Origin of the sequence: Microlunatus speluncae (assembly GCF_009299835.1) — a bacterium.
Classification (GTDB): Bacteria; Actinomycetota; Actinomycetes; order Propionibacteriales; family Propionibacteriaceae; genus Microlunatus; species Microlunatus speluncae.
Window position 1 is genome coordinate 41,416 of the sequence record NZ_VKCZ01000011.1, and the last position, 24,527, is coordinate 65,942.

A 24,527-nucleotide genomic window follows, 5' to 3' on the forward strand; every position below is an offset into this window, starting at 1 on the left:
GACATTGTTACGCACCCGCCGCCGCGTCGGGCGAACCGGGCTCGATCCCCGGTCGCCGCTCGTCGATCGGTTCGGCCGGCCCCGGTTCGGCCGGGGTTCCCGGCTCCTCCAGTCGACGCACCGCGACGGCCGTGACCCGGCGGCCGCCGAGCTCGGCCACCCGCAACTCGAACCGGGCCGGCTCGACGTCCTCGTCCTCGTCGTCGGACTCGTTCACCTCGCCGGTGACCACCAGCAGATCCCCGACCTTGGCCAGCCGGCCCAGCCGGGACACGACGAACCCGGCCACCGTGTCGTACGGCCCGTCCGGCAGCGCCAGGTCGAAGCGGTCGGCGAAGTCGTCCAGCGTGGTCAGGCCGTCGATCATCACCTCGCCGCCGTTGTCGGCCGGCCGCTCGGTGACGACGTCGTACTCGTCGGTGATGTCGCCGACCAACTCCTCGACCAGGTCCTCCATCGTCACGATGCCGGCCGTGCCCCCGTACTCGTCGACGACGATCGCCAGATGCGCCGACTCGCGCCGCATGGTGGTCAGCGCGTGCAGCACGCGGACCGTCTCCGGCAGCGACAGCACCGGCCGGACCAGCTCCCGGACCGGCCCGGACCGACCGCCCGGATCGCTGTGGAACAGGTCCCGGACGTGGATGAAGCCGAGGATGTCGTCGGCGGACCGGCCGGTGACCGGATAGCGCGACCGGGGCGCGTCGACGGTCTCCCGGACCGCCCGGTGCACCGTCATCTCACCGGGCAGGAAGTCGACCTCGGTCCGCGGCACCATCACCTCGCGCAGGCCCCGATCGCCGGCCGAGAACACGTCCTCGACGATCTGCCGCTCCTCCGGACCGAGCGTGACCGAGGTGCTGACCATGGCCCGGATCTCCTCGTCGGTGACCTCCTCCCGAGCGGCCTTGGGGTCGCCGCCGAGCAGCCGGACCAGGCCGTCGGTGGAAATGCCGAGCAGCCAGATCACCGGCCGGACCAGCCGGGCGATGAAGTCGACCAGCGGGCCTAGCACCAGGGCGAACGACTCCGCCCGCTGCAGGGCCAGTCGCTTCGCGGTCAACTCGCCGACCACGATCGAGACGTAGGAGATGATGATCGTCACTACGACCAGCGCGATCGTGCCGCCGACCGCCTCCGAGATCGGCAGCACCTGGGCCAGCGCCGGACCAAGATCATCGGCCAGGGTCGCGCCGCCGAAGGCCGCGGACAGGAAGCCGGCCAGGGTGACCCCGATCTGGACCGCGGACAGGAACCGGTTCGGGTTCTCGCTCAGCCGGGCCACCGTCCGGCCGCTCTTGCTGCGTTGCGCGAGCTGCCTGACCTGGCTGTCCCGGAGTGAGACCAGGGCCATCTCGGCGGCCGCGAAGACGCCACCGATCAGGATGAAAATGAAGATGACGACGATGTTGAGCAGGGTGTCGTTCACGGACACACCTGCCTCGTACTGTGGCTATCTCCGTCGTCGGTGGGGCCGGACTCGGCACCCGGTTCGGGGCCGTGGTCGGCCGCGGACTCGTTGATCACGGGAATACCTTAGTGATCGGCCGCCGGAATCACAGTCGCCGCGGCCGGCCGACGGCGGATTGCGCCGAAGCACCGAGCGTTACGGGTGTCGTCGATCGGCACCGAATCGGCCGGTGACCTGCTCGGCGACGGCCCGAACGACGATCTGCTGCTGTTCCGGCGGGTGTGCCACACTCGCTGAGTGACTTTGCGAATCAGCGTCATCGGGACGAGCTATCTCGGCTCGACCCTCGCTGCCGGGATGGCCGAATTCGGCCATCAGGTGATCGGCGTCGACATCGTCCCCGAGGTGGTGAAGCAGCTCAACGCGGGCCAGCCGCACATCTTCGAGAACGGCCTGGAACAGCTGCTGGAGCAGCACACCGCGACCGGTCGGCTGCGCTTCACGCTGGACTACGACGACATCGCCGACTGGGCCGACGTGCACTTCCTCGCGCTCGGCACGCCGGCCCGTGCGGACGGCTCGGCCGACCTGAGCCAGCTGCACGCGGCGATCGGCTCGCTGGCGCCGAAGCTGACCCGGCCGACCTTGATCGTCGGCCGCTCCACGGTGCCGGTCGGCACCGCGATCGATTTGCAGCAACGGATCCGCGCGTTGGCGCCGGCCGGTGACGCGGTCGAGCTGGCCTGGCAGCCGGAGTTCCTCCGGGAGAGCATGGCGGTGACCGACACGCTGCGCCCGGACCGGCTCGTCTTCGGCGTCCAGTCCGATCAGGCGCTGCGACTGCTGGAACAGGTGTACGCGATCCCGCTGACCGAAGAGACGCCGGTGATCACCTGCGACCTGGCCACCGCGGAGTTGATCAAGCAGGCGGCGAACACGTTCCTGGCGACCAAGATCAGCTTCATCAACGCGATGGCCCAGCTGTGCCAGGTGGCCGGCGGCGACGTCACCGTACTGGCCGACGCGTTGGGGCTGGACAAGCGGATCGGCCGCGAACATCTCAGCCCCGGGCTGGGCTTCGGCGGCGGCTGTTTCCCCAAGGACATCAGGGCCCTGGCGGTGCGGGCCGACGAGCTCGGCGTCGACGTGCTGAGCGATCTGATCAAGAGCGTCGAGGCGATCAACGACACCCAGCGGGTCGAGCTGGCCGAGCTGGCGATCGATCAGGTCGGCGGTGACGCGACCGGCAAGAAGGTCGCCGTACTGGGAGCCGCCTTCAAGCCGGGCACCGACGACACCCGCAACTCCCCCGCCCTCACCGTGGCCGATCACCTGCACGATCGGGGCGCGATCGTCGAGGTCTACGACCCGCAGGCCCACCTGGCCCAGCGGGACGGTTTCACCCAGGTCGGCAGCGTCGCCGAAGCCGTCCGCAACGCCGACATCGTGCTGCACCTGACCGAGTGGCCGGAGTTCCGCTACCTCGACCCCGAGCAATTGGGCACCCTGGTCAACAACAAGATCATCATCGACGGCCGCCTCAAGCTGCACGCTCCCACCTGGCACGAAGCCGGCTGGAAGCTGGTCCAAATAGGCCGCGCCTCCACCCTCTAACCCCGACTTGTCAGACTCTCACCACGTCATAGCGTGGTGAGAGTCTGACAACTCTGGGTGTCGGGGACGCCCAAGGCGAACAGGTCGGCGATGATCGACTCCGGTTCGAGCCGGATCTCGTACGCCGTGGCACGAAGGACCCGCCTTCGGCTCACCACGATCGAACGCTCCCGCTTCATGTCGGCCTCCCAGTGGTTGGCATCCATATGGTGACTGCCGTCGATCTCGAGCACGACGATTTCCCCATCCGGCGTGTACCACTCGGCATCCAGATAGCGCCATCGGCCAGACGCGTCCCTCCGGCGTGTCTGCCGCAGGGGCGGCACCATCCCGTAGCGCTCGCAGGTGCGACCAAGATCAATCTCCCCCAGGGACTCGGCCCCACCCTCCGCGTCCCGCACGGTGAGGCGAAGGTAGGCCTTGTGCCGAACCCGGCCCACTTCCCGCAGAGCTTGATCGAATTCCGCCGGGGTGGCGATGCGTTGCTGGACGGTCGCCGCGATCATGGCACAGGCGAACCGCGGGTACGGCTGCCACGCGGCCGCATCGATGGCTGACCTCGCCGGCCGGGTGCACGGCAGGCCCTGCACCTCCGTGATGTCGCCCTGATGCAACCGGCGCGATTCGTGCACCCGGACTCCTTGCAGCGGAGTCACTCTGGATCCGCGGGTCACGATCAACTGCAACTGTTCGGCCTCGACGGCGAAGTTGCGGAATCCCACCAGTTCGAGTGCCGTGTAACTGCCCAGCGCAACCGGTCCGGCCGCGTCCAACACCGCGATCCACATCAACTGCGCCCTGGTCGGTGGCGCGTTCTGAAGCAGCACGACGTTGTCGCCGATCGATGTCCATCGACGTGCGGCCACCTGACTGAAAACGTAAGACCACGAAACGCAGTGGTCCTGCAACTGACTGCGCCGCAACACGCCGCACTGACGCACGGCGGCGGCCCTTGCGGCTGGGTGCCGCTCCAACCCCGGATACATGGTTCCGGAGTCTGCGACGCATACCCCGGAATCGCCACCCCACAAGCCCATTTCTGTGGATAACCCACCCCCGACCTCGACTTGTCAGACTCTCACCACGCCCTGACGTGGTGAGAGTCTGACAAGTCGGGGGTTGGGGGGAGTTGCGGTCTTGTGTCAGGGAGATCAATGATCGGATACGGTTGCAGCGGTTCTCCAGCGAACACGAATGCGCAGAGTTAGTCTTCCGACGCAAGGGCGCTGCAACCTCCAGGTTCGACCGACAAGGATGTGATGTGACTACGACAGTCGACACCACTACTGCTCCCGAGCAGCGGGCCCGATCGGCGCCGCTGCACCTGCGGATCTGGCGCAGTTACGTGCTACGCCGGATCCTTCGAGCGATCTTCGTTATTTGGGTCGTCGCTACGGGGGTTTTCTTCCTGGTCAGATTGTTGCCCGGCAATCCGGTCGATGTGTACATCAACTCTCAGATCGCCATGTACGGGATGAGTTACGAGGCCGCGGCCGCGCAGGCGGCGTCGCTGTTCACCTTCGATCCCGGCACCCCGTTGTGGCAGCAATACCTTGAATACCTGGTCGGCGTGGTCACCGGTGACTTCGGCATGTCGATCCTGTCGCCCGGCACCTCGGTGCTGGAGAAGATCGCGCTGCACCTGCCGTGGACGCTGTTCAGCGTCGGGCTGGCGTTGTTGATCTCCGTGGTGCTCGGTCTGCTGCTCGGCATGATCATGGCGTATCGCCGCAGCGGCGTGATCGACCACACCGTGAGCATGCTGGGCAGCGTGCTGCACGCGATCCCCAACTACCTGCTGGCGATCTTGATCGTGGTGATCGGCGCGGTCCAGCTCCGGTGGATCAACTTCACCCAGATGCGTGGGCACAGCTCCCCCGGCGTCGAACCACAGTTCACCTTCGCGTTCTTCTCCGACGCGATGTATCACGCCACGCTGCCGATGCTGACCTACATCCTCACCACGGTGGGCACCTGGGCGTTGGTGATGAAGTCGTCCACCACCCAGATCCTCGGTGAGGACTACGTCATGGTGGCCCGGGCGCGCGGCCTGTCCGACTTCCGGATCGGCACCCAGTACGTCGGCCGCAACGCCGTGCTGCCGCTGGTCGCCCAGATCGCCACCCAGGCCGGCTTCGTGGTCGGCGGCGCGATCTTCGTCGAGAAGACCTTCGCCTACGACGGGATCGGCGTCACCCTGTTCGACTCGATCAACTCGCGCGACTACCCGGTGATCCAGGGCATCCTGCTGGTGATCACCATCACCGTCGTGCTGGCCAACCTGGTCTCCGACCTGATCTACAGCGTGCTCGATCCACGGATCCGCACCGGCGAGGGAGAGGAGGACTGATGTCCGCGGCCACCACCACGGTCTCCCTGCCGAAGGGACGAGCGGTGCAGGGATTCTTCCGGGAACTGACCCGGAGCAAGGCCGGCTTCGCCGGCTTCGTCCTGGTGGCGTTGATCGTCGGCATGACGATCATCGCGCCGTTGGTCGTCGATCCGGCCAACCCGACCACCCTGGACAAGATCTGGGGCGGGCCCAGCCTGGAGCATCCGCTCGGCACCGACGGCAGCGGCAAGGACACGCTGAAGCAGATCCTGCTCGGCGGCCAGACGGTGATCTTCGTCGGCTTCGCGGCCGCGCTGCTGACGACGGTGATCGCGGTCGTGATCGGCTCACTGGCCGCCTACTTCCGGGGCCGGTTCGACGGAGTCATGCTGCAGCTGACCGACATCGTGATGACGATCCCGCAGATCGTCCTGCTCGCCGTGATGGGCGCGTTCTTCCGGCTCGACTCGCCGGTCGCCCTGGCGGTGCTGATCGGCGCCCTGTCCTGGCCGGTGTTGATGCGCTCCATCCGGGCCCAGGTGCTGACGCTGAAGGAGCGGGAGTTCGTCGAGGCGGCCCGGCTGCTCGACCTCGGCACCCTGCGCGTCGTGTTCATCGAGATCGTGCCCAATATGGCGTCCTACATCCTGATCAACTTCATCATCGCGGTGACCAACGCGATCTACGCGCTGGTCGGCCTCTACTTGCTCGGGCTGGCGCCGCTGGCCGGAGCCAACTGGGGGCTGATGATCAACGATGCCTGGATCAAGGGGGCGATGTTCGACCAGAACGCGATCCTCTACATCCTGGCCCCGGTGACCATGATCGTCCTGTTGCAACTCGGGCTGATCATGCTGACCCGTTCGCTGGAAGAGATCCTGAACCCGCGACTGAGAGACCGGTGATGATGTCAACGTACGAGCCGACTGACCATGATCAGCCGATCCTGTCCGTCCGAGATCTCGTCGTGCGCTACCGCACCGGCGCCGGCGCCGAGCTCGACGCCGTCCGCGGGGTCTCGTTCGACCTCTACTCCGATCAGTCGCTGGCGCTGGTCGGTGAATCCGGCTGCGGCAAGACGACGCTCGGCCTCGGTCTGCTCCGGCTATTGCCACGACTCGGCAGCATCCCCGCCGGCAGCGTGATCTATCGGAACGAGCGCGGCCGCGAGATCGACGTGGTCAGGCTGGAGCGCCGCACGCTGCGCCGCTGGCGCTGGCGCGAAGCCGCCATGGTCTTCCAGGGCGCGATGAACTCGTTCAATCCGGTGCTCCGGATCGTCGACCAGATCGGCGACACCCTCCGGGCCCACACCGAGGGACGTAAACCGTCCAAGGCGGAGATCATCGAGCGGGGCAGCGAGTTGCTCCGGGCGGTCCGGCTCGAGCCGGGCCGGGTGCTGTCCAGCTATCCGCACGAACTGTCCGGCGGGATGCGACAGCGGGTGCTGATCGCCCTGAGCCTGCTGCTCGAGCCCCGGCTGCTGGTGCTGGACGAGCCGACGACGGCGCTGGACATCCTGACCCAGCGCTCGATCGTCGACGTGCTGGCCGAGCTCCGGCAGAAGTACAAGTTCGCGATGATCTTCATCTCGCACGATCTCGGGGTGGCGGCCGAGCTGGCCGACCGGGTTGCCACGATGTATGCCGGCCGGATCATCGAGACCGGCACCAGCTCCGACATCTTCTACCGCCCGCGACACCCTTACACGTCCGGCTTGATCAACGCCGTGCCGCCGGTCACCGGCGATCTGCCCGAGCTGGCCTCGATCGGCGGCTCACCGCCCAGCCTGTCCGCCCTCCCCTCCGGTTGCGCCTTCCATCCCCGCTGCCGGTACGCGATCGAGGCCTGTGCCACCACCGATCCGGAGTTGGAGCCGATCGAGTCCCGCGGCCGCGGCCGCGATCATGAAGCCGCCTGCATCCGCTGGCAGGACGTCAAGCACGAACGGAAGGTGATCGCCCGTGCCTGAACCGTTGATCAAGCTCGACGGGGCCTCCCAGGTGTTCAAGAGCAAGCGCGGCGATGTGCCCGCGGTGAACGACGTCAGCTTCGAGGTCAATCCGGGTGAGGTGCTCTGCCTGGTCGGCGAGTCCGGCTGCGGCAAGACCACCAGCGCCCGGATGGCGGCCGGCCTGAACAAGCCGACCGACGGCACGGTCTCGTTCCGCGGCCGCGACATCTGGGGCATGGACAAGGCCGACTTCACCAATTTCCGCCGTTCGGTCCAGTACGTGCACCAGGATCCGTACGCGTCGCTGAACCCGATCCGTTCGATCAACAAGACGCTGACCGCGCCACTGCTGAAGCACAAGATCGCCAAGAACTCCGGGCACGCCCTCGAGCTCGCCGCCGGGCTGCTGGAACGGGTCGATCTTCATCCGGCCGAGTCCTATCTCTACAAGTTCCCGCACCAGCTGTCCGGCGGTCAGCGGCAGCGGGTCGCGATCGCCCGGGCACTGTCCCTCGACCCGAAGCTGATCGTCGCCGACGAGTCGACCTCGATGCTCGACGTGTCGATCCGGGTCGGCATGCTCAACATGCTCGGCCGGCTCCGGGACGACCTCGAGGTCGGCTTCCTGTTCATCACCCACGACCTGGCGATCGCCAAGTATTTCGGCTGGTCGGGCAAGATCGCGGTGATGTATCTGGGCCGGATCGTCGAGTTCGGACCGACCCCGGACGTGATCAACAACCCGCAGCACCCGTACACCAGGGCCCTGCTCGCTGCCGTCCCGGAGCCGGATCCGGAGCTGTCCAAGACCAGGGTCCCGGACGGCGGCTTGCGTTCGGCCGAGATCCCCAGCCTGCGGCGTCTGCCGACCGGCTGCACCTTCCACCCGCGCTGCCCGCGGTTCGAGGCGGGCACCTGCGACACGACCGAGCCGCAACTCGTCCCGATCGAGCCCCGGCGGCAGGTGTCCTGCCATATCGTGGCCCGGGAGCACACGGCCTTGGACCGAGCGAGCGGCCATGCCTAACCTCAGCCGGGCGATCCTTTCCCTCGCCTGCTTCATCACGATCGGCGCGGTGATCATGCTGTTCCTGGTCCGACCGGGGACAGCGGAGTTCGTGATCACCGTGGCCGCAGCGGTCATCGGGGTCGGCATCGGAGCCGTCGCCGTTGGCCTGCACATCCTGACCAATCGAAACGCAGCGAAACACCGAAGTTCTCGTCTCGAGGAGGAGAAATGACCGATCAGAAGCCATCCCTGTCGCGGCGCACGCTGCTGCAGGCGACCGGCCTGAGCACCGTTGTGGCCGGCACTGGTGGCCTGGCGTCGGCCTGCGCGCCGGCGGCACCGAACACCCCGCAGGGGCCGGGCGCCGGCGGTGGCGAGTTCCACGGCGGCTGGCCGTACAAGCAGCCGCCGGAGGGCAACTACAACAACGCCGGCGTCCCGTTCGCCGGTGTCCCGTACCGGATCCTCACCGATTCGCCGTGGGGCGACGTGATCTGCCTACCGTCCGGCCTGTACTACTGGGCCGACAAGAAGTGGGAGCTGCTGCTGGCCGAGAGCTACGTCCTCGACCCGGCCGCCAACACGTTCACGATCAAGATCAAGCCGGACCTGAAGTGGAGTGACGGCACCGCGGTCACCTCGGCGGACTACATGACCACGTTCCACTGCCAGTTCCTCCAGCGGACGTCGCTGTGGAACTACGTGACCAAGATCGAAGCGCCGGACGACCTGACGTTCGTGCTCACCATGAACCAGCCGTCGACGGTGGTCGAGCGCTACATCCTGCGCAGCAACATCATCGCCACCTCGGTCTACAAGGAGTGGTCCGACAAGGCCGCCGCTCTGATCGCGGGCGGCAAGGACATGTCCAGCCCCGAGGGTGAGCAGCTCGGCGCCGAGTTCCAGAAGTTCGTGCCGAAGGAGTACGTCGCCAGCGGCCCGTACAACATCGACTACGGATCGGTCTCCAACACCCAGATCACCATGATCAAGAACGAGACCGGTTACGCCGCCGGCACGGTGAAGTTCGCCAAGATCGTGATCTACAACGGTGAGACGCCGGAGATCACGCCGCTGGTGCAGAGCAAGGACGTCGACTACGCGACCCACGGGTTCCCGACCGCGTCCGAGCGATCCTTCACCTCGGCCGGCTTCCGGATCCTCCGGCCGCCGGTCTACTCCGGCCCGGCGCTGTTGTTCAACCTGGACAAGCTGACCGAGTTCACCGACCCACGGGCCCGGCAGGCGATCGCGCACGTGATCGACCGGAAGGCCAACGGCACCGTGGCCCTCGGCGAGTCCGGCAAGGGCGTCGAGTTCATGGCCGGCTTCTCCGACAACCAGATCGACGAGTGGATGTCGGCGGAGGACAAGGGCAAGCTCAACACCTACGAGCTCGACCCGGAGAAGGCGACCGCGCTGCTCACCGAGGCCGGCTGGAAGAAGAACGGCGACGCCTGGACCACGCCGCAGGGCAAGGCCGCGGAGTACGAGATCCAGTTCCCGCAGACGTTCGCCGACTGGTCCGCGGCCGCGACCAACGCCGCCGAGCAGCTGTCGGCGTTCGGGATCAAGGTGGTCCCGCGCGGCGTCGACGACAAGCAGGCGCCGGTGGACATCGACAAGGGCGCCTTCCAGCTCGCCATCCAGGCCTGGGGCGCGTCGAACCACCCGCACCCGCACTTCGCGTTCGTCCAGGACCTGTTCACCCACAACATCCCGATCGCCAAGAACCAGGGCGGCAAGGGAATGGCGTTCGAGCTGAAGACGACGACCAAGGCGTTCGGCCCGATCGACCTCACCGAGGCGGTCACCAAGGCAGGCTCCGGGCTGGACGAGGCCGAGCAGAAGGCCAACGTCACCAAGATCGCGATCGCCTTCAACGAGTTGCTGCCGATGGTCCCGCTGTTCGAGCGGTACGGCAACAACCCTGCTCTGGAAGGCACCCGGGTCAAGGCGTTCCCGCCGGACGGCGATCCGATCCTGCAGAACGCGCCCTACGCCGACAACTTCGTGATCATGTGGATCCTGCTCGGCAAGATGGAGCCGAGCAGCGCCTGATCACCGATCCAGCTGATCACTGATCAAGCAGCTCACTGATCAAGCAGGGGCACGACGACGGCTTCCAGCCGATCGGCCATCCGGGTGAAGCCGAGGTCGGTCGGGTGGGAGCCGTCGACCGTGTCCTCCCGATCTTCGCCGAGCAGGGAATCCCCGGCCAGGTAGTGCAGGTCCTTCACGCCGGCCTCGACCAGCCGCCGGAACCCCTCCCGGTGCGCCGCCCGCCGCTCCCGGTGCAGCGTCGCCTGCGCCGACCGGGCCCACGAGCCGGCCAAGGTCCGGTCCTCGACCAGCAGGATCGGGCCGGCCGGCCGGAGCTCCCGGAGCGCGGCGACGAACGGTTCGGTCCGTTCGGCCACCTGCTCCGGGGACATGTTGGGCAGGCAGTCGACGATCCACAGCGCGGCGTCGATCTCCCCGACCAGTTCCGCGAGCTCCACCTCCATCCGCCCGTTGCCGGAGAAGCCGAGACCGATCACCGGCCGACCCAACCGCCGGCCGAGCTGTGCCGGCACCGTCATGCCCGGCCGGGACGCGGCGGCCCCGTGCACGATCGAGGTGCCGTAATAGACGACCGGCCGCGCCGGGTCCGGCGGCAGCAGCTCGAAGTCCGCACCGGCCGGCACCCCGAGCTCAATCTCCTCCAGCCGGTTGAACAGCCCGAAATAGATCGTGTACGCCCGCTCGACCGGATCCAGTCCGGCGGCCAGCGAGTCCTCGGATTCGGGGAACCCGGAGGCGCCGGCCGACCCGACCCAACGGCTCAGCACCGGACCGGCTCCGGTCGCGTCGTCGCCGTACAGGTCGAGACCGCTGACCGCGAGGTTGGCCATGTGCCACTTCGCCAGCTCGGGCTGCCCCAGCCGCCAGCGGGCGCGGATCTCGGTCGCGTCGGTCCGGAACCGCGAGTAGAGCGAGCTCGACTGCCGGCTCAACTCCCAAACCGGGTCCGGCACCCGGCCCTCGGCATGGCGCGGCAGCCGGTCGTAGCGGCGTTCGGTCGCGCCCTCCGGCCAGCCCTTGCCCTCCGGTGCTCCGAGCCGATGCCACTGCCAGTCGGTCACGTCGTCGTCCCCCTGTATCCCGAGCCCCGGGATGCGATCACGATCACGCCACCCCTGGGTGCGGCGCACGCCGCCGGGCCATAGCCTACGGAGGTCAGCAGTACGTCCACGAAGGAGATCACCGTGTCCGCCAGCACTCCCGTCAAGGTCGCCGTCACCGGTGCCGCAGGTCAGATCGGCTACAGCCTGTTGTTCCGGATCGCCAGTGGCGCGATCTTCGGCCCCGACCGACCGGTCGAGCTGCGGCTGCTGGAGATCACCCCGGCGCTGAAGGCGCTGGAGGGCGTCGTGATGGAGCTGGACGACTGCGCGTTCGAGCTGCTCAGCTCGGTCGAGATCGGCGACGACGCGGACAAGATCTTCGACGGCGTCAACCTGGCCCTGCTGGTCGGCGCCCGGCCGCGGTCGAAGGGGATGGAGCGCGGCGACCTGCTCGAGGCCAACGGCGCGATCTTCAGCGCCCAGGGCAAGGCGCTGAACGATCATGCCGCCGACGACGTGCGGGTGTTGATCACCGGCAACCCGGCAAACACCAACGCGTTGATCGCCCAGCACAACGCCCCGGACATCCCGGCCACCCGGTTCAACGCGCTGACCCGACTGGACCACAACCGTGCCAAGGCCCAGATCGCTGCCAAGGCAGGGGTTTCGGTCGGCGACGTCTCGCACCTGACGATCTGGGGCAACCACTCCGCGACGCAGTATCCGGACCTGTTCAACACCTTGATCGCCGGCCAGAACGCGGCAAAGGTGATCAACGACCAGAGCTGGCTGGAGAACGACTTCCTGCCGACCGTGCAGAAGCGCGGCGCGGCGATCATCGAGGCTCGTGGCGCCAGCTCGGCCGCCAGCGCGGCCAACGCCACGGTCGAGCACGCCCGGGACTGGCTGCTCGGCACCAAGGACGGCGACTGGGTCTCCCAGGCCGTGCCGTCCGACGGCTCGTACGGTGTCGAGGAGGGCCTGATCAGCTCGTTCCCGGTGACCACCTCGGGCGGCGAGTACACGATCGTCCAGGGAGTGGAGATCAACGAGTTCTCCCGGGCCAAGATCGACGCCAGCGTCGCCGAACTCGCCGAGGAGCGGGACGCGGTGAAGGCGCTCGGCCTGATCGGCTGAGACACCGAAACGCCCTAAGCTTGCCGGCATGAACGAGCAGCATCCCGGCGGCCCCACGGGCGGGCAGCACGACTCCAACTCCGGCGGCCCCGGCCGGTTCGACGACCAGCCGAGCCCGTTCAGCCGCGAGGCCGCCGGAGAGGACGCCGGCCTGGGGCCGGTGCCCGATCCGGGCTCGACTGAGCCCGACGGGTTCGTCGGCCACCCCGGCGGGCCCGCCCCGGATGCGTCCCCGGCCACGTCCTACCCGCCGGCATCCAACCCGTACGGGTCGAGCACCTACTCGCCGGGCTACTACTCGGCCGGTTCGTCGTCGTCCGCCGCGGAGAGCGCCGGCCCCGAGGCCCCGTACGCCCCGCCCGCCGGCGCCGCGGCACCGGCCGACCCGTACGGCTCGCCGACCTCCGCACCCGCCCCCGATCAGGGCTACGGCACGCCCCAGGGCTACGGCGCCGGGGCACCGCCGGCCTACCCGGCCAATCCGTACGACACCGGCGGCTACAACTACCGGGCCGCGCCGCCGTACGGCTACCCCACCGAGCAGCACGCGCAGGGCACCACCTCGCTGGTGCTCGGCATCCTCGGCATCACCGTCTGCCCACCGGCCGGCGTGGTCGGCTTCGTCATCTCCTCCCGCGCCCGCAAGGAGATCCAGGCCGCACCGGGCCGCTACAGCAACAGCGGGATGGTCACCGCGGGCTGGGTCCTGGGCATCCTCGCGATCGTGGCGACGGCTTTCTGGGTGCTGTACGTCATCGTCATCATTTTCGCCATGATCGCCACCGGGGGCAGCTGAGCAGAGCGGTCGGCGCGGAATCGTGGCGTGCATGGCAAAGCTGCCCCGGTTTACGCAAGAATGACCGCCATGAGCAACCCATACGACCAGAACCCCTACGGTGGAGGGGGCGGCGTCCCGCAGCCCCACCCCAAGGGCACGCAGATCCTTGTCCTCGGCATCCTGTCGATCGTGCTCGCCTGTGGCGTCATCGGCCTGATCCTCGGCATCGTCACCATGGTGCAGTCGAAGCCGGTCCTCGCCGAGATCGACGCCAACCCGGCGGCGTACAACAACCGGCAGCAGGTCAACATCGGCCGGATCCTCGGCATCGTCGGCCTGATCCTCGGTGCCCTCAGCATCGTCTACTGGATCATCATGATCGTCATCGGCATCGGCTCCGCGATGGTCGGCAGCTGATTCCACCCGTCAGGGAACCGAATCGCAGTTGGGGACGTCCGGTCACGGACGTCCCCAACGTCTTTCCCCGAGTCGATCGGATCCCCGATGAGTCAGCTGCCGCACGTCAACCAGCCCGCGTACGGCCAGCCGGCCCAGTACGGCCAGCCCGCGTACGTCAGCTCACAGCCCTACCCGCAGCCCTACGGACGGCCGCCCTTCCAGCCCCTGCCGGAGCATTCCGAGGGCACCACCATCCTGATCCTCGGCATCCTCGGCTTCGTCGTCTTCCCCTGCGGGATCGTCGCCTGGTACATGGGCAACAAGGCCCTGAAGGAGATCCGGGCGAGCGGAATCAGGTACTCCAACGAGTCCAACATCAACGTCGGCAAGATCCTCGGTATGGTGACGTCGATCCTCGGCATGGTCGCCGTCGGACTGGTGCTGGTGCAGGTCGTCTTCTACCTCGTCTACGTTGCGGCGATGATGAGCGTCGTCGCGTCCTAATCTGGCGCTAGTGCCACTTCGGCCTCGTCACCTCGAAATGGAGTCATCGTGAGCCAGAACACCCCGCCGTACGGCCAGGAGCCGCCCGGCCCGCAGGAGCCGTACGGGCAGCAGCCCCAGTACGGCCAGCAGCAGCCCTACGGGCAGCAGCCGCAGCAGCCGTACGGCCAGCAGCCCCAGTACGGTCAGCAGCAGCCGTACGGTCAGCAGCCGACGCCCTACCAGCAGCCGTCGCCCTACGGCTCGTACCAGGGCCTGCAGGAGCACCCGCAGGGCACGACGATCCTGGTCCTCGGCATCCTCGGCTTCGTCACCGGGATCTGTGGCGCGATCGCCTGGTACATGGGCAACAAGGCCCAGAAGGAGATCGCGGCGAGCGGCGTCCACTACTCCAACGAGTCGAACATCAACGTCGGCAAGATCCTCGGCATGGTGACGTCGATCCTTGCGATCATCGGGATCGCGTTCCTGATCATCTACATCATCTTCATGGTGGTCCTCTTCGCCGGGGCGATGGGGGCCTCCAACTTCTGATCTCAGCCGAGGTCGGGATCCAGCAGGACCGCTTGCCGTGATCCGATCGTGACCGGTCGTGGCGTGATCGACTCGCCGGCGCGCCACACCCTGGTTTCGATCGGATACGGGGCCACGTTGATCAACTGCAGCAACTCGTCGCCCGACCCCGGGTCGATCATGCCGGTGATCACCAGCCCGGGATCGGTGGCGTCCAGGCGATACCGGGGCGTCACCCCGAGCCGGTCCAGCAGCATGCCGTAGACGGCCAGGTCGCAGGGATAGTCGGCGGTCAGCAAGATCGCCCGGCCGGCCCCGTGCTCGACGTCCAGGGCGACCGGCTCACCGCCGGACTCCCGGGCCAGCACGGTGGCGCCCGGCCGCCGCAGCGGTTGCGCGGCGCCGACCCGGACCTCCGGTCGCCGCAGCCCGGTCGTCGCCGGATCCAGCCGAACGGTCGGATGGTAGCTCCGCGGCCGGCCGAACCGGTCGGCCAGCTGATCGGGCCGCTCAGCGCCGACCGAGAGCCCGAACTCCTCGACCAGCAGCCGGCAGTCCCCGCCCAACTCGTCCAGGGTCGGCACCGCGCCGGCCAGCAGCAGCCGGCCGCCGGCCGCGACGTAGTCGATCAGCAGCCGCTGGGTCTCCGCGGCCAGCGAATGCCCGCAGGCCAGCGCCAGCACGGGATGCCGGCCCACCGACAAGGTCTCCGGCAGCTCCGCGGAGACCACCGGACGCGGGTCGGTCCGGTCAAGATCATCATGCGGGCTGAGATCGACCCCGGCCAGCCCGTAGCCGCCGAGCACCAGCGCCCGGGCCAGGATCTCCCGCGGCCCCAGCCCGCGGAACCGGCCAAGATCATCGCGGAGCCGCTGGGTCGCGGCATCGCCGGGCACCGCGTACTCGGTCAGATAGTGATCGGAGACGAAGCCGTAGCCGAGGTCGGTGTGCGGCACCATCCGCGCGGCCCGGCCTTCGAGCCGGTTGAGCTCGGTGATCACCGACGCGAGTTGGGCGAAGGTACGGTTCCGGTGGCCCGACGGCCCGACCGGCGCGGCAAAGCCGTGTTCCTCACCGGTGAAGGCGATCCGGTCGATCCCGTCACCCCCGGCCAGCGCCGGATCCGGGTCCAGCGGCGGATTGACCCCGCCGGCGAACAGATAGAAGTTGATCAAGCGATTTCCCAGCGCGTACGCCAGCCGGGTCTTCAGCACGGTCGCCTCCGGCGGCACCAGGGCGGACAGGTCTTGGCCGTAGTCACCGTCCCCGGCCTCGAACTCCAGGGCGGTCAGCGGCTGATTCGGCCCGGCCGCGGCGCGCGCGAACACGTTGCCCAGCACGAAATCCGCGACGTTGCCGACGGTCAGATCACCCAGATACATGTCCGAGCCGGCGATCACTCCGGGCCGGTTGCGCCAGGTGCCGAGCAGCTGCGAGATGCCGATCGGATAGGTCAGGCCGCGGCCGCCACCGGTGCCGTGGATGTTGATCAACAACGGCACCGAGTCCAGGCCGTGCTCGGCCACCCAGGCGGCCAGGGTGTCGCTGTAACGGCGGAAACGGACCCGGCAGAACCGCATCAGGTCGTCGGCCACCGTGATCGCGGACTCGTCCGGCGGATCGGCCAGATAGGCCAGCGCCGCCGCCGGGCCGGCGTCCGCGGCCAGGGCCGGATGGCGACCCAGTCGGCCCAGCCGGGTCAGCCAGTCGAGCCAGTCGGCCGCCACCGTCTCGGTCAGCGCCGGGCTGTTCGAGACCCAGGCCAGCATGCCGATCTCGTTGTCCAGCTGGACCGCGATCACCGGCCCGCCGAGGTCGTGCTGCCGGGCGGCGAGCACCGGCAGCACCGCGTCGTACCAGCGCCGGGCCTCGGCCAGGAAGGCCGGGGCGAGATAGTCGAGATCGCGGGTCGTAGGCCGGGCGTCGCGCCAGCCGGCGGCGACGACGCCGTCGAGACCGTAGATCCGGTGCGGGATGCCCTCGTTCTTCAGCTCGGCCATGCAGAACGGCCCCGGCCGAGCGATGAACATCAGCCCGAGCTCGGCGGCGAGATCGCAGAACGCGCCGAGGTCGCGCCAGTCCGCCGTCTCACCCGTGAGGTCGATCCGGCCGTCCGGCAGTTCGTGCGCGACCCATGGGATGTACGTTGCCACCGCCTGTGCCCCGGCCGCCTTCAGCTCGGTCAGCCGCTCCCGCCACAGCGACCGCGGCAGCCGGAAGTAGTGCACCTCGCCGGCGAAGATCACCCGCGGCTCACCGTCGATGATCAGGTGCTGGCCCCGGGTCGTGATCATCCGCCCACCCTAGTGTCGTGAGGCCACCCCGGCCTGGATCCTTCATGATCAGGCCCGCGGGTTGGACTGGGGTGTGCGAATTCAGCGGGAGTCGCTTGGACCGTGGGCGAACAGTGGTGCGGTGGCCGGGTTGAAAGCTGCAGCAAGGGCGGAGAGTTGGACCGGTGCGATGGTGTTGCGGCCGGCTGTCAGTGACGTGGTCTCGGCGACAGGGCTTGACGCAGGTAGGGATCTGCGTCGTCAAGTGTGACGTCTCCCCCGGTGGACCCTCCGCCTCGGCATCTCATCCCGAAACCCGCGATGCTCCCCTTTCTCGACCAACGCTCCCTCTGCAGAAGGAGCATCGCCGGAGTACGAGGAGCATCGCGAACTCTCACGGCGGCGGCGTGCCCGGCCGGGACGGGTCGGGTCGGGCAGTCGCCTTCGCGACAGCTCCTCGCGCTTCGCGCCCCCTACTGGCGTCGCGGAGCGCGGGTAAGTGGGGCGAAGCGGGGCAGGTGCGACGCGCGGCCGGTGGTCGGGCTCTCAGCGCCCGCCGGGGACTACCAGCGCCAGCACGATGATCGCGGCACCACCGAGGACCAGGAAGGCGACGTCGAAGGCCCGACCGCGGACGGCGAGCAGCCCGGCCGTCGGCTTCGGGAGCACCAGCCGGAGCAGCGCCCCGATGCCGAGGGTGGCGCCGATGATCACGCAGCCGAGCCGCCAGGCGTCCCGGCCGCCGAAGACGGCGTAGCCGAGACCGGCCAGCGCCCCGGCGACGATGATCACCAACGGCCACGGGTTCGACGACCGGTCCGCGGCCGGTTTCGGCGCCGGTTCGGTGGCCATGTTGTGCTCGGTATCCACGAGATCAGTGGAAGAAGTGCCGGGCCCCGGTGAGATACATGGTCACGCCGGCCGCCTTCGCCGCCTCGATCACCTCGGCATCCCGGACCGAGCCGCCGGGCTGGACGATGGCCGCCACGCCGGCGTCGATCAGGATCTGCGCACCGTCGGCGAACGGGAAGAACGCGTCCGACGCCGCCACCGATCCCGCCGCCCGGTCACCGGCCCGGCTGACCGCCAGCCGGGCCGAGTCGACCCGGTTCACCTGGCCCATGCCGACGCCGACCGAGGCGCCGTCCTTGGCCAGCAGGATCGCGTTCGACTTGACCGACCGGGACGCCTTCCAGGCGAACTCCAGATCGGCCAGCACCGACTCCGCGGCCGGCTCGCCGGTGGCCAGCTGCCAGTTCGCCGCCCGATCATGATCGGCATCCGTCACGTCGACCGACTGCATCAGCAGCCCGCCGGACACCGGCCGGATCTCGACCCCGTCGGACGCGGCCGGCTCGACCACCAGGATCCGGATGTTCTTCTTGCCCTGCAGGACTTCCACCGCCCCGTCCTCGTAGCCGGGGGCCATGATCACCTCGGTGAACACCTCGGCCACCTGCTCGGCCATCGCGACGCTGACCTGCCGGTTGGCCGCGATCACGCCGCCGAAGGCCGACACCGGGTCGCAGGCGTGGGCCTTGCGGTGCGCCTCGGCGATGTCGGCACCGACCGCGATGCCGCACGGGTTGGTGTGCTTGATGATCGCCACCGCCGGCGCCGCGAAGTCGGCCGCCGCCCGGCGCGCCGCGTCGGCGTCGACGTAGTTGTTGTAGGACATCTCCTTGCCGTGCAGCTGGGTCGCCCCGGCCAGCCCGGCCGGACCGAAACCGCTGCGGTACAAGGCCGCCCGCTGATGCGGGTTCTCGCCGTAGCGGAGCACCGCCTGCTTGGTCCAGGTCGCGCCGACCCAGCCCGGGAAGCCGGTGCCCTCGCTGGTGTCGGTGACGACGTTGCCCAGCCAGCTCGCCACGGCCACGTCATAGGTCGCGGTGTGGGTGAACGCGGCGGCGGCCAGCGCCTGCCGCTCGGCCAGCGTGAAGCCGCCGGCCGCCAGGGCTGCCGTCAGCTGCTCGTACTGTCCCGGCCCGGTGATCACCGCGACCGAGGCGTGGTTCTTCGACGCGGCGCGCACCATCGCCGGCCCGCCGATGTCGATCTGCTCGATGCACTCCTCCTGGCTCGCGCCGGCCGCCACGGTCTCGGTGAACGGATAGAGGTTGCTGATCAACAACTGGAACGGCGCGATGCCGAGCTGATCAAGCTGGGACCGGTGATCATCCAGCCGCAGGTCGGCCAGCAGGCCGGCGTGGATGTGCGGATGCAGCGTCTTCACCCGGCCGTCCAGGCACTCGCCGAAGCCGGTCACCTGCTCGACCTGGGTCACCGGCAGGCCGGCGTCGGAGATCCGGCCCGCGGTCGAGCCGGTGGAGACGATCTCCACTCCGGCGTCGACCAGTTGCTGCGCGATCACCAGCAGGTCGGTCTTGTCATAGACCGAGATCAGCGCGCGCTTGATCGCGATCCGGGTGCTGTCGGTGTCAGGGTGTTCGGGCGTCATCAGTCCCAGCAGACCTTTCTGTCGATCACGCGCCAGGGGCGGGTGACCAGCCGGTGTGTCGTCTCGACGAGCAGCTTGCGCTCGATGATCTTGATCCGTTCGTGCAGCGTCTCGACGGTGTCGTCGTCCTGCACCGGCACCGCCGCCTGGTCGATGATCACGCCGTCGTCGACGCCGTGATCGACCAGGAAGAGCGTCGCGCCGGTCACCTTCACCCCGTACGCCAGCGCGTCCCGCGGTCCGTGCATCCCGGGGAAGGACGGCAGCAGCGCCGGATGGGTGTTGATCATCCGGCCGGCGAACGCGGCCAGGAAGTCGGGGCCGACCAGTTTCATGTAGCCGGCGCTGATCACCAGATCCGGCCGGAAGCCGCCGACCAGGGCGGTCAGCTCGCGGTCCCAGGCCGCCCGGTCCTCGCCCTTGCGGTACGGGTGGACGAAGGTGTCGATCCCGGCCGTCCGGGCCCGGACGAGGCCGGCGATCCCGTCCCGGTCCGAGCCGACGCCGACCACCTCGGCCCCGAACCCGGGGGCGGCGGCCGCATCGATCAGGGCCTGCAGCAGGGTGCCGCTGCCGGAGATCAGGACGACGAGTCGTTTCGCACTCGACGGACGGGTCTCGGGCTGCTCCACGGGCGGCAGCCTACCGGCGGATCAGCCGGACCACTCCGTACCCCAGGCCGACCAGGAGTCCGGCCAGGCCGAGGGTGCTGATCGCGAGCACGCCGAGCTCCGGCAGCCGGGGCCCGAGGCCGGCCAACCGGGCCCGGCCGAGATCCCCGCCGCAGGCCCAGGCGATCACCACGAACGCCATCCCGGCGAGCACTCCGGCAAGGCCGCCGAGCAGGCAGCTCTCGTCCAGTCGGGCCCCCGGTCGCGGCCGCAGCGTCAGCCAGGCGGCGATCCCGCCGGCGACCAGGCCCACCGCGAGCCAGGCCAGCTGGATCGGCTGGCCGGGGCCGTCGTCCGGCATTCCGGCCAGCACCGGGATGACCGGCAGCAGCCCGAGATCGGTGTCGGTCGGCGAGACGACCGTGCCCGGACCGAAGCTGAACCCGGCCCCGAGCGCGAACGCCGCCGCCCAGACGATCAGATTCGGCGCGAACGCCAACTGCAGCACCAGCAGCGCCAGGTTGCCGGCCACGCCGGGGGCCAGGGCGTCGATCAGCGCGCCCACCTGCCCGTACGCCAGCACCAGCGAGGTGACCAGCAGCCCGGAGCCGCCGACCAGAAGGCAGAGCAGCGAACCCAGCACCGCCCGGGGCAGCGGGGCCGCCCAGCCGGGCAACCAGGCGATCGGGTCGAAGCCGACGGCCCGGCAGGCTCCGACCGCGGCCGGCAGGCCCGCGATCACCGCGGACACTGCCGCCGCGCGCGGCAGCGAGGCGAGGTCGCCGGCCAGCACGGTCATCCCGGTCGCTGCGAGGACGTACACCCCGACCATCACGCCGACCACGCCGAGCACGGCGGATTCGGAGGTCACCGCCCGGCTGCGCCGGACGGCCCAGCCGGCGAACTGGAAGTGCATCAGCGCGAAGACGGCCGCCAGACCCCACGGGATCAGCGTGATCTTCGTCGCTCCGAGCACGGCTCCCGCCCCGTTGCCGAGCAACCACAGCTGAGTGCCGACGCCCAGCGCCTGCCACAGGGTGCCGGGGTCGGCGGCGAGCCAGCCGACCACCGCGAAACCGGCCGCGAGCACCCACCCGGCCAGCACGGTGACCGCGGCGCCGACGGCGGCGGCCGGCAATCCACCGATCAGAGGATGATCCGGACCCGCCGAGGGATTGGCTGAACCGGCCGCACGTGGCACAGTCGTGGAGAGTTCGATCGTCGCTCCCGGTCGGCGCGAGGTAGTCCGCGAGGACGTGTTGCCCGAGGAGAGGAAGGCCATGGTGATCCCAATGGTTGCCCAGCCGATCGGCGAAAATCGCCCGGACACGCCCTGACCGAGTAAAGTTTGCAGGTCCGTGCCCACGATCGGGGTGTGTGGCGAGCAACACAGTCGAGGAACACGAAGGAAACGATGGTCGGCAAGGATCCCTCCGAGTACCGCCCGCGGCGAGCCCTACCTGCCGACGATGACGACCAGCCGGTCAGCCCGCCTCCGACTCCGGCACCGACCCCGGCAACCCCAGCACCGACCCCGGCGGATGATCATACCGACGACCTCGGGGCCGAGGACGACGACACGGCCTTCGGAATCCCCGCCTATTCGGAATCCGACGGCGAGGACAACCCGAAGCCGCTCTACCGGGACGAGGTCAGCGAACGCGGCAGTGCCGACCGCGGATCGGCCCGCGACACCGATGCCGACACGTACGGCCGGCCGAGCAACTACACCGGGTCCTACGGCAGCGCCGATCCGAGCCCGTACGAGGCGGCCGGCTCCGCCGGCGGAGCGGCGCCGCAGCAACCGGCCGCGGACGACGCCGACGACCGGACCCGCTACCAGCGCCGGGTCGACACCGGCGTCCGTCCCTCCAAGGACCGGCACCTGGACGAGGACATGCTGGACGACCTCGGCGACATCGACGACGAACCACCGCGGCTGGGCCAGCGCGGCCGGCTCGCGCTGCTGATCGGCGCCGTCGCGGCCGTGGTCGTGCTCGGCCTGGCCATCGGCTACGCGGTGATCGGCCGGCCGAACGGCCCGAGCGCCAACCCCGGCCCGGGGCCGAGCCCGGCCAGCAGCGAATCGAGCACCACCGGCACGCCCGGCCAGGCCGACGGGGAACTGTTGACGACCGAGATGCTGGTCGCCGCCCCGGACGCCAAGCCGATCGACGGCGACCGGACCTGGAAGGTCTCCCGGACGCTGACCAAGATCGACCGGACCTCACCGCAGCCGATCTGTCTCGGCGTCGCGATCGACGGGCTGCCGACGGCGCGGGAAACGATGATGCAACTGCTGGAGAGCGACGGCAAGCAGCCGCCCGCGATCCTGCACCAGGCCACCGCGTACGGCACGCCGGAGGAGGCCGCGCAGGCGTACGCGCTGATCGCCAAGGCGGTCGGCACCTGCAGCGCCGAGGGGACCGGCGCCTGGCTCTACTCCGGTCGGGTGGTGACGGGTCTGGGTGACCAGTCGCTGGGCGTCGTGGTCAAGGTGACCAACGGCAAGGACCAGGAGTTCCGGAGCCTGATCCTGAGCCGGACCGGCCGGGTGCTCAACGTCGTCGACGTGGCGAAGCAGAAGGAGGGCGTGCCGATCGAGGACACGGTCCGTACTGTCGCCGCCGCGGTGAACCGGCAGTGCACGGCCGCCGAGGGCAGCTGCGCCAAGAAGACCGCCGACAAGGCCGGCCCGCCGCCGGTGGGCGACCAGCCGGGCTACCTGTCGGGTGGCGACCTGCCGGCCCCGTCGAGCTCGGCCGGCGCCTGGTTCGCCGATGATCCACAGAACTTGACCGAGCCCCAGCACGGCACCAGCTGTGAGACCGCCGACCTGTCGAAGGTCGCCGGCGGCCGTGCGGTCGCCCGGACCTTCCTGGTCGACGGCGACGCCGGCAACTTCGGCCTGGACCAGTACATGGTCACCCTGAAGTCGGAGTCCGAGGCGAAGAAGCTGGCCACGAAGTTCCGCGACGACTGGAAGAACTGTCGCGAGCGCAAGGTCACGCCCACCGTCGAGGACCCGGCCAAGATCAAGGGCACCGGCGCCAAGGATGCCGGGATCAGCGGCTGGGTCACCGAGGTGAAGGTGCCGACCGAGAACGAGACCCGGACCTACCGGGTCGGCGTTGCCTGGGTCGGCCCCAAGCTCGTCTACACGTTCCTCAGCCCGACCGACAAGCTGGACATCAGCGAATCCGACTGGAAGCGGGTCACCGTCCGCGCCGCCGAGCGCGCCACCCAGGTCAACTGACGCCGAGTTGTCAGAACTGAGTTGTGCCATAGAGCAACTCAGTTCTGACAAGTCGGCCCAGCGCGGCCGGGGGCGTCCGCCACCCCGGTCAGGCTGTAGGCCGGACCAAGCTCCCGCCACCGATCGGCCGCCATCCCGGCACCTCCCCCGCCACCGAGTTGTCAGAACTGAGTTGTGCCCTGGGGCAACTCAGTTCTGACAAGTCGGCGTAGGAGGAGCTCCGGACATGATCATGCCCCACCCTCCGAGCGGAGAGCGGGGCATGGTCGGGGTTCAGATCAGGAGGCACCGAGGCGGGTCATGATCTCCCGCATCAGCTCGGCGGTCTCGCTCGGCGTCTTGCCGACCTTGACCCCGGCAGCCTCCAGCGCCTCCTGCTTGGCGGCGGCGGTGCCGGAGGAGCCGGAGACGATGGCGCCGGCGTGGCCCATGGTCTTGCCCTCCGGCGCGGTGAAGCCGGCGACATAGCCGACGACCGGCTTCGTCATGTTGGCCTTGATGAAGTCGGCCGCCCGCTCCTCGGCGTCGCCGCCGATCTCGCCGATCATCACCACGGCGTCGGTGTCGGGATCGTCCTGGAACGCTTGCAGGGCGTCGATGTGGGTGCTGCCGATCACCGGGTCACCACCGATGCCGATCGCGGTGGAGAAGCCGAAGTCACGCAGCTCGTACATCATCTGGTACGTCAGCGTGCCCGACTTCGACACCAGGCCGACCCGACCAGCCTTGGTGATGTCGGCCGGGATGATGCCGGCGTTGGAGATGCCGGGGCTGATCAGTCCGGGACAGTTCGGCCCGATCAACCGGGACTTCGATCCCTTGGCCAGGGTGTAGAACTCGGCCGAGTCCTTGACCGGTACGCCCTCTGTGATCACCACGACCAGCGGCACCTCGGCCTCGATCGCCTCGACCACGGCGCCCTTGGTGAACTTCGCCGGGACGAAGATCACGGTGACATTCGCGCCGGTGGCCGCGACGGCCTCGCCGACCGAGCCGAAGACCGGCACGGCGGCGCCGTCGAAGTCGACCGACTGGCCGCCCTTGCCGGGGGTCACGCCGCCGACCACGTTGGTGCCCGACTTGATCATCCGGGCGGTGTGCTTACGACCTTCGGAGCCGGTCATCCCCTGGACGATGACCTTGGAATCCGCGTTCAACCAGACTGCCATTC

22 protein-coding genes are annotated in these 24,527 nt (G+C 69.0%); 13 read left to right on the plus strand and 9 right to left on the minus strand.

Features of this window, described 5'->3' with window-relative positions:
* Positions 1-7: 7 nt before the first annotated feature.
* On the minus strand, positions 8-1,429 hold the full coding sequence (locus tag FNH24_RS14630; protein WP_152363068.1) for a hemolysin family protein: 1,422 nt from the start codon (positions 1,427-1,429) through the stop codon (positions 8-10).
* 279 nt (positions 1,430-1,708) lie between these two features.
* On the opposite strand from FNH24_RS14630, the gene FNH24_RS14635 reads away from it, so the two are divergent.
* Positions 1,709-3,025 carry a UDP-glucose dehydrogenase family protein gene (locus tag FNH24_RS14635; protein WP_152362942.1) on the plus strand — a complete coding sequence of 439 codons (1,317 nt, stop codon included), beginning with the start codon at positions 1,709-1,711 and terminating at the stop codon, positions 3,023-3,025.
* A gap of 26 nt (positions 3,026-3,051) precedes the next feature.
* On the opposite strand, the gene FNH24_RS14640 is transcribed toward FNH24_RS14635, so the two are convergent.
* Positions 3,052-4,011: a PDDEXK family nuclease gene (locus tag FNH24_RS14640; protein ID WP_152362943.1), complete on the minus strand. Its 960-nt coding sequence runs from the start codon at positions 4,009-4,011 to the stop codon at positions 3,052-3,054.
* A 275-nt stretch (positions 4,012-4,286) separates the two neighbouring features.
* Between FNH24_RS14640 and FNH24_RS14645 the strand changes: the two genes are divergently transcribed.
* Genes FNH24_RS14645 through FNH24_RS14670 form a run of 6 tightly spaced genes read left to right on the plus strand, consistent with a single transcriptional unit; the run spans position 4,287 to position 10,381 of the window.
* Entirely contained in the window at positions 4,287-5,375 is a 1,089-nt protein-coding gene (locus FNH24_RS14645; RefSeq protein WP_170304503.1) for an ABC transporter permease, read from the plus strand.
* A complete protein-coding gene (locus FNH24_RS14650) occupies positions 5,375-6,262 on the plus strand; it encodes an ABC transporter permease (RefSeq protein ID WP_152362944.1) in 888 nt (295 codons plus the stop codon). The genes FNH24_RS14645 and FNH24_RS14650 overlap by 1 nt, the downstream gene beginning before the upstream one ends.
* Positions 6,262-7,329, plus strand: a complete 1,068-nt coding sequence (locus FNH24_RS14655; protein ID WP_152363070.1) for an ABC transporter ATP-binding protein — start codon at positions 6,262-6,264, stop codon at positions 7,327-7,329. Before FNH24_RS14650 ends, FNH24_RS14655 begins: the two co-directional genes overlap by 1 nt.
* Positions 7,322-8,338, plus strand: a complete 1,017-nt coding sequence (locus FNH24_RS14660; RefSeq protein WP_217428234.1) for an ABC transporter ATP-binding protein — start codon at positions 7,322-7,324, stop codon at positions 8,336-8,338. Before FNH24_RS14655 ends, FNH24_RS14660 begins: the two co-directional genes overlap by 8 nt.
* The gene (locus FNH24_RS14665) at positions 8,331-8,552 is read left to right on the plus strand and encodes a hypothetical protein (protein ID WP_152362945.1); all 222 of its coding nucleotides are present in this window, start codon (positions 8,331-8,333) and stop codon (positions 8,550-8,552) included. Before FNH24_RS14660 ends, FNH24_RS14665 begins: the two co-directional genes overlap by 8 nt.
* Positions 8,549-10,381, plus strand: a complete 1,833-nt coding sequence (locus FNH24_RS14670; RefSeq protein WP_152362946.1) for an ABC transporter substrate-binding protein — start codon at positions 8,549-8,551, stop codon at positions 10,379-10,381. The genes FNH24_RS14665 and FNH24_RS14670 overlap by 4 nt, the downstream gene beginning before the upstream one ends.
* Before the next feature lie 32 nt (positions 10,382-10,413).
* Here FNH24_RS14670 and FNH24_RS14675 read toward each other — a convergent pair whose 3' ends face one another.
* Entirely contained in the window at positions 10,414-11,445 is a 1,032-nt protein-coding gene (locus tag FNH24_RS14675; RefSeq protein WP_161606139.1) for an SGNH/GDSL hydrolase family protein, read from the minus strand.
* A 123-nt stretch (positions 11,446-11,568) separates the two neighbouring features.
* Between FNH24_RS14675 and FNH24_RS14680 the strand changes: the two genes are divergently transcribed.
* The 5 genes from FNH24_RS14680 (at position 11,569) to FNH24_RS14700 (ending at position 14,779) form a co-directional block, all read left to right on the plus strand.
* Positions 11,569-12,564, plus strand: coding sequence for a malate dehydrogenase (locus FNH24_RS14680; protein WP_152362948.1), 996 nt, complete (start codon positions 11,569-11,571; stop codon positions 12,562-12,564).
* A 28-nt stretch (positions 12,565-12,592) separates the two neighbouring features.
* Positions 12,593-13,360, plus strand: coding sequence for a DUF4190 domain-containing protein (locus FNH24_RS14685; RefSeq protein WP_152362949.1), 768 nt, complete (start codon positions 12,593-12,595; stop codon positions 13,358-13,360).
* A 69-nt stretch (positions 13,361-13,429) separates the two neighbouring features.
* A complete protein-coding gene (locus FNH24_RS14690; RefSeq protein WP_152362950.1) occupies positions 13,430-13,759 on the plus strand; it encodes a CCC motif membrane protein in 330 nt (109 codons plus the stop codon).
* An 87-nt stretch (positions 13,760-13,846) separates the two neighbouring features.
* Positions 13,847-14,245, plus strand: coding sequence for a DUF4190 domain-containing protein (locus tag FNH24_RS14695; protein ID WP_152362951.1), 399 nt, complete (start codon positions 13,847-13,849; stop codon positions 14,243-14,245).
* A 48-nt stretch (positions 14,246-14,293) separates the two neighbouring features.
* Positions 14,294-14,779 (plus strand): DUF4190 domain-containing protein, encoded by a 486-nt coding sequence (locus FNH24_RS14700; protein ID WP_152362952.1) that lies wholly within the window; start codon positions 14,294-14,296, stop codon positions 14,777-14,779.
* A gap of 2 nt (positions 14,780-14,781) precedes the next feature.
* Here FNH24_RS14700 and FNH24_RS14705 read toward each other — a convergent pair whose 3' ends face one another.
* From FNH24_RS14705 to FNH24_RS14725, 5 genes are all read right to left on the minus strand, one after another.
* Complete coding sequence (locus tag FNH24_RS14705) at positions 14,782-17,052, minus strand: beta-galactosidase (protein ID WP_152362953.1); 2,271 nt, start codon at positions 17,050-17,052, stop codon at positions 14,782-14,784.
* A 525-nt stretch (positions 17,053-17,577) separates the two neighbouring features.
* A complete protein-coding gene (locus tag FNH24_RS14710; RefSeq protein ID WP_217428235.1) occupies positions 17,578-17,901 on the minus strand; it encodes a DUF3017 domain-containing protein in 324 nt (107 codons plus the stop codon).
* 4 nt (positions 17,902-17,905) lie between these two features.
* A complete protein-coding gene (gene purH / locus FNH24_RS14715; RefSeq protein WP_152362954.1) occupies positions 17,906-19,489 on the minus strand; it encodes a bifunctional phosphoribosylaminoimidazolecarboxamide formyltransferase/IMP cyclohydrolase in 1,584 nt (527 codons plus the stop codon).
* Positions 19,489-20,121, minus strand: a complete 633-nt coding sequence (gene purN, locus FNH24_RS14720; RefSeq protein ID WP_152362955.1) for a phosphoribosylglycinamide formyltransferase — start codon at positions 20,119-20,121, stop codon at positions 19,489-19,491. Before purN ends, purH begins: the two co-directional genes overlap by 1 nt.
* Before the next feature lie 10 nt (positions 20,122-20,131).
* On the minus strand, positions 20,132-21,238 hold the full coding sequence (locus FNH24_RS14725; RefSeq protein ID WP_152362956.1) for a cell division protein PerM: 1,107 nt from the start codon (positions 21,236-21,238) through the stop codon (positions 20,132-20,134).
* A 276-nt stretch (positions 21,239-21,514) separates the two neighbouring features.
* On the opposite strand from FNH24_RS14725, the gene FNH24_RS14730 reads away from it, so the two are divergent.
* Positions 21,515-23,356 (plus strand): hypothetical protein, encoded by a 1,842-nt coding sequence (locus FNH24_RS14730; RefSeq protein WP_152362957.1) that lies wholly within the window; start codon positions 21,515-21,517, stop codon positions 23,354-23,356.
* Positions 23,357-23,634: 278 nt separating this feature from the next.
* Here FNH24_RS14730 and sucD read toward each other — a convergent pair whose 3' ends face one another.
* Positions 23,635-24,525 carry a succinate--CoA ligase subunit alpha gene (gene sucD / locus FNH24_RS14735; RefSeq protein ID WP_152362958.1) on the minus strand — a complete coding sequence of 297 codons (891 nt, stop codon included), beginning with the start codon at positions 24,523-24,525 and terminating at the stop codon, positions 23,635-23,637.
* Between the last annotated feature and the right edge of the window lie 2 nt (positions 24,526-24,527).

Bases quoted from the DNA above. Each gene is read 5' to 3' on its own strand.
- FNH24_RS14640 (WP_152362943.1), bottom strand. From the start codon at position 4,011: ATGTATCCGGGGTTGGAGCGGCACCCAGCCGCAAGGGCCGCCGCCGTG.
- FNH24_RS14650 (WP_152362944.1), top strand. From the start codon at position 5,375: ATGTCCGCGGCCACCACCACGGTCTCCCTGCCGAAGGGACGAGCGGTG.
- FNH24_RS14655 (WP_152363070.1), top strand. From the start codon at position 6,262: ATGATGTCAACGTACGAGCCGACTGACCATGATCAGCCGATCCTGTCC.
- FNH24_RS14665 (WP_152362945.1), top strand. From the start codon at position 8,331: ATGCCTAACCTCAGCCGGGCGATCCTTTCCCTCGCCTGCTTCATCACG.
- FNH24_RS14670 (WP_152362946.1), top strand. From the start codon at position 8,549: ATGACCGATCAGAAGCCATCCCTGTCGCGGCGCACGCTGCTGCAGGCG.
- FNH24_RS14685 (WP_152362949.1), top strand. From the start codon at position 12,593: ATGAACGAGCAGCATCCCGGCGGCCCCACGGGCGGGCAGCACGACTCC.
- FNH24_RS14690 (WP_152362950.1), top strand. From the start codon at position 13,430: ATGAGCAACCCATACGACCAGAACCCCTACGGTGGAGGGGGCGGCGTC.
- FNH24_RS14695 (WP_152362951.1), top strand. From the start codon at position 13,847: ATGAGTCAGCTGCCGCACGTCAACCAGCCCGCGTACGGCCAGCCGGCC.
- FNH24_RS14705 (WP_152362953.1), bottom strand. From the start codon at position 17,052: ATGATCACGACCCGGGGCCAGCACCTGATCATCGACGGTGAGCCGCGG.
- purH (WP_152362954.1), bottom strand. From the start codon at position 19,489: ATGACGCCCGAACACCCTGACACCGACAGCACCCGGATCGCGATCAAG.
- FNH24_RS14730 (WP_152362957.1), top strand. From the start codon at position 21,515: ATGGTCGGCAAGGATCCCTCCGAGTACCGCCCGCGGCGAGCCCTACCT.
- sucD (WP_152362958.1), bottom strand. From the start codon at position 24,525: ATGGCAGTCTGGTTGAACGCGGATTCCAAGGTCATCGTCCAGGGGATG.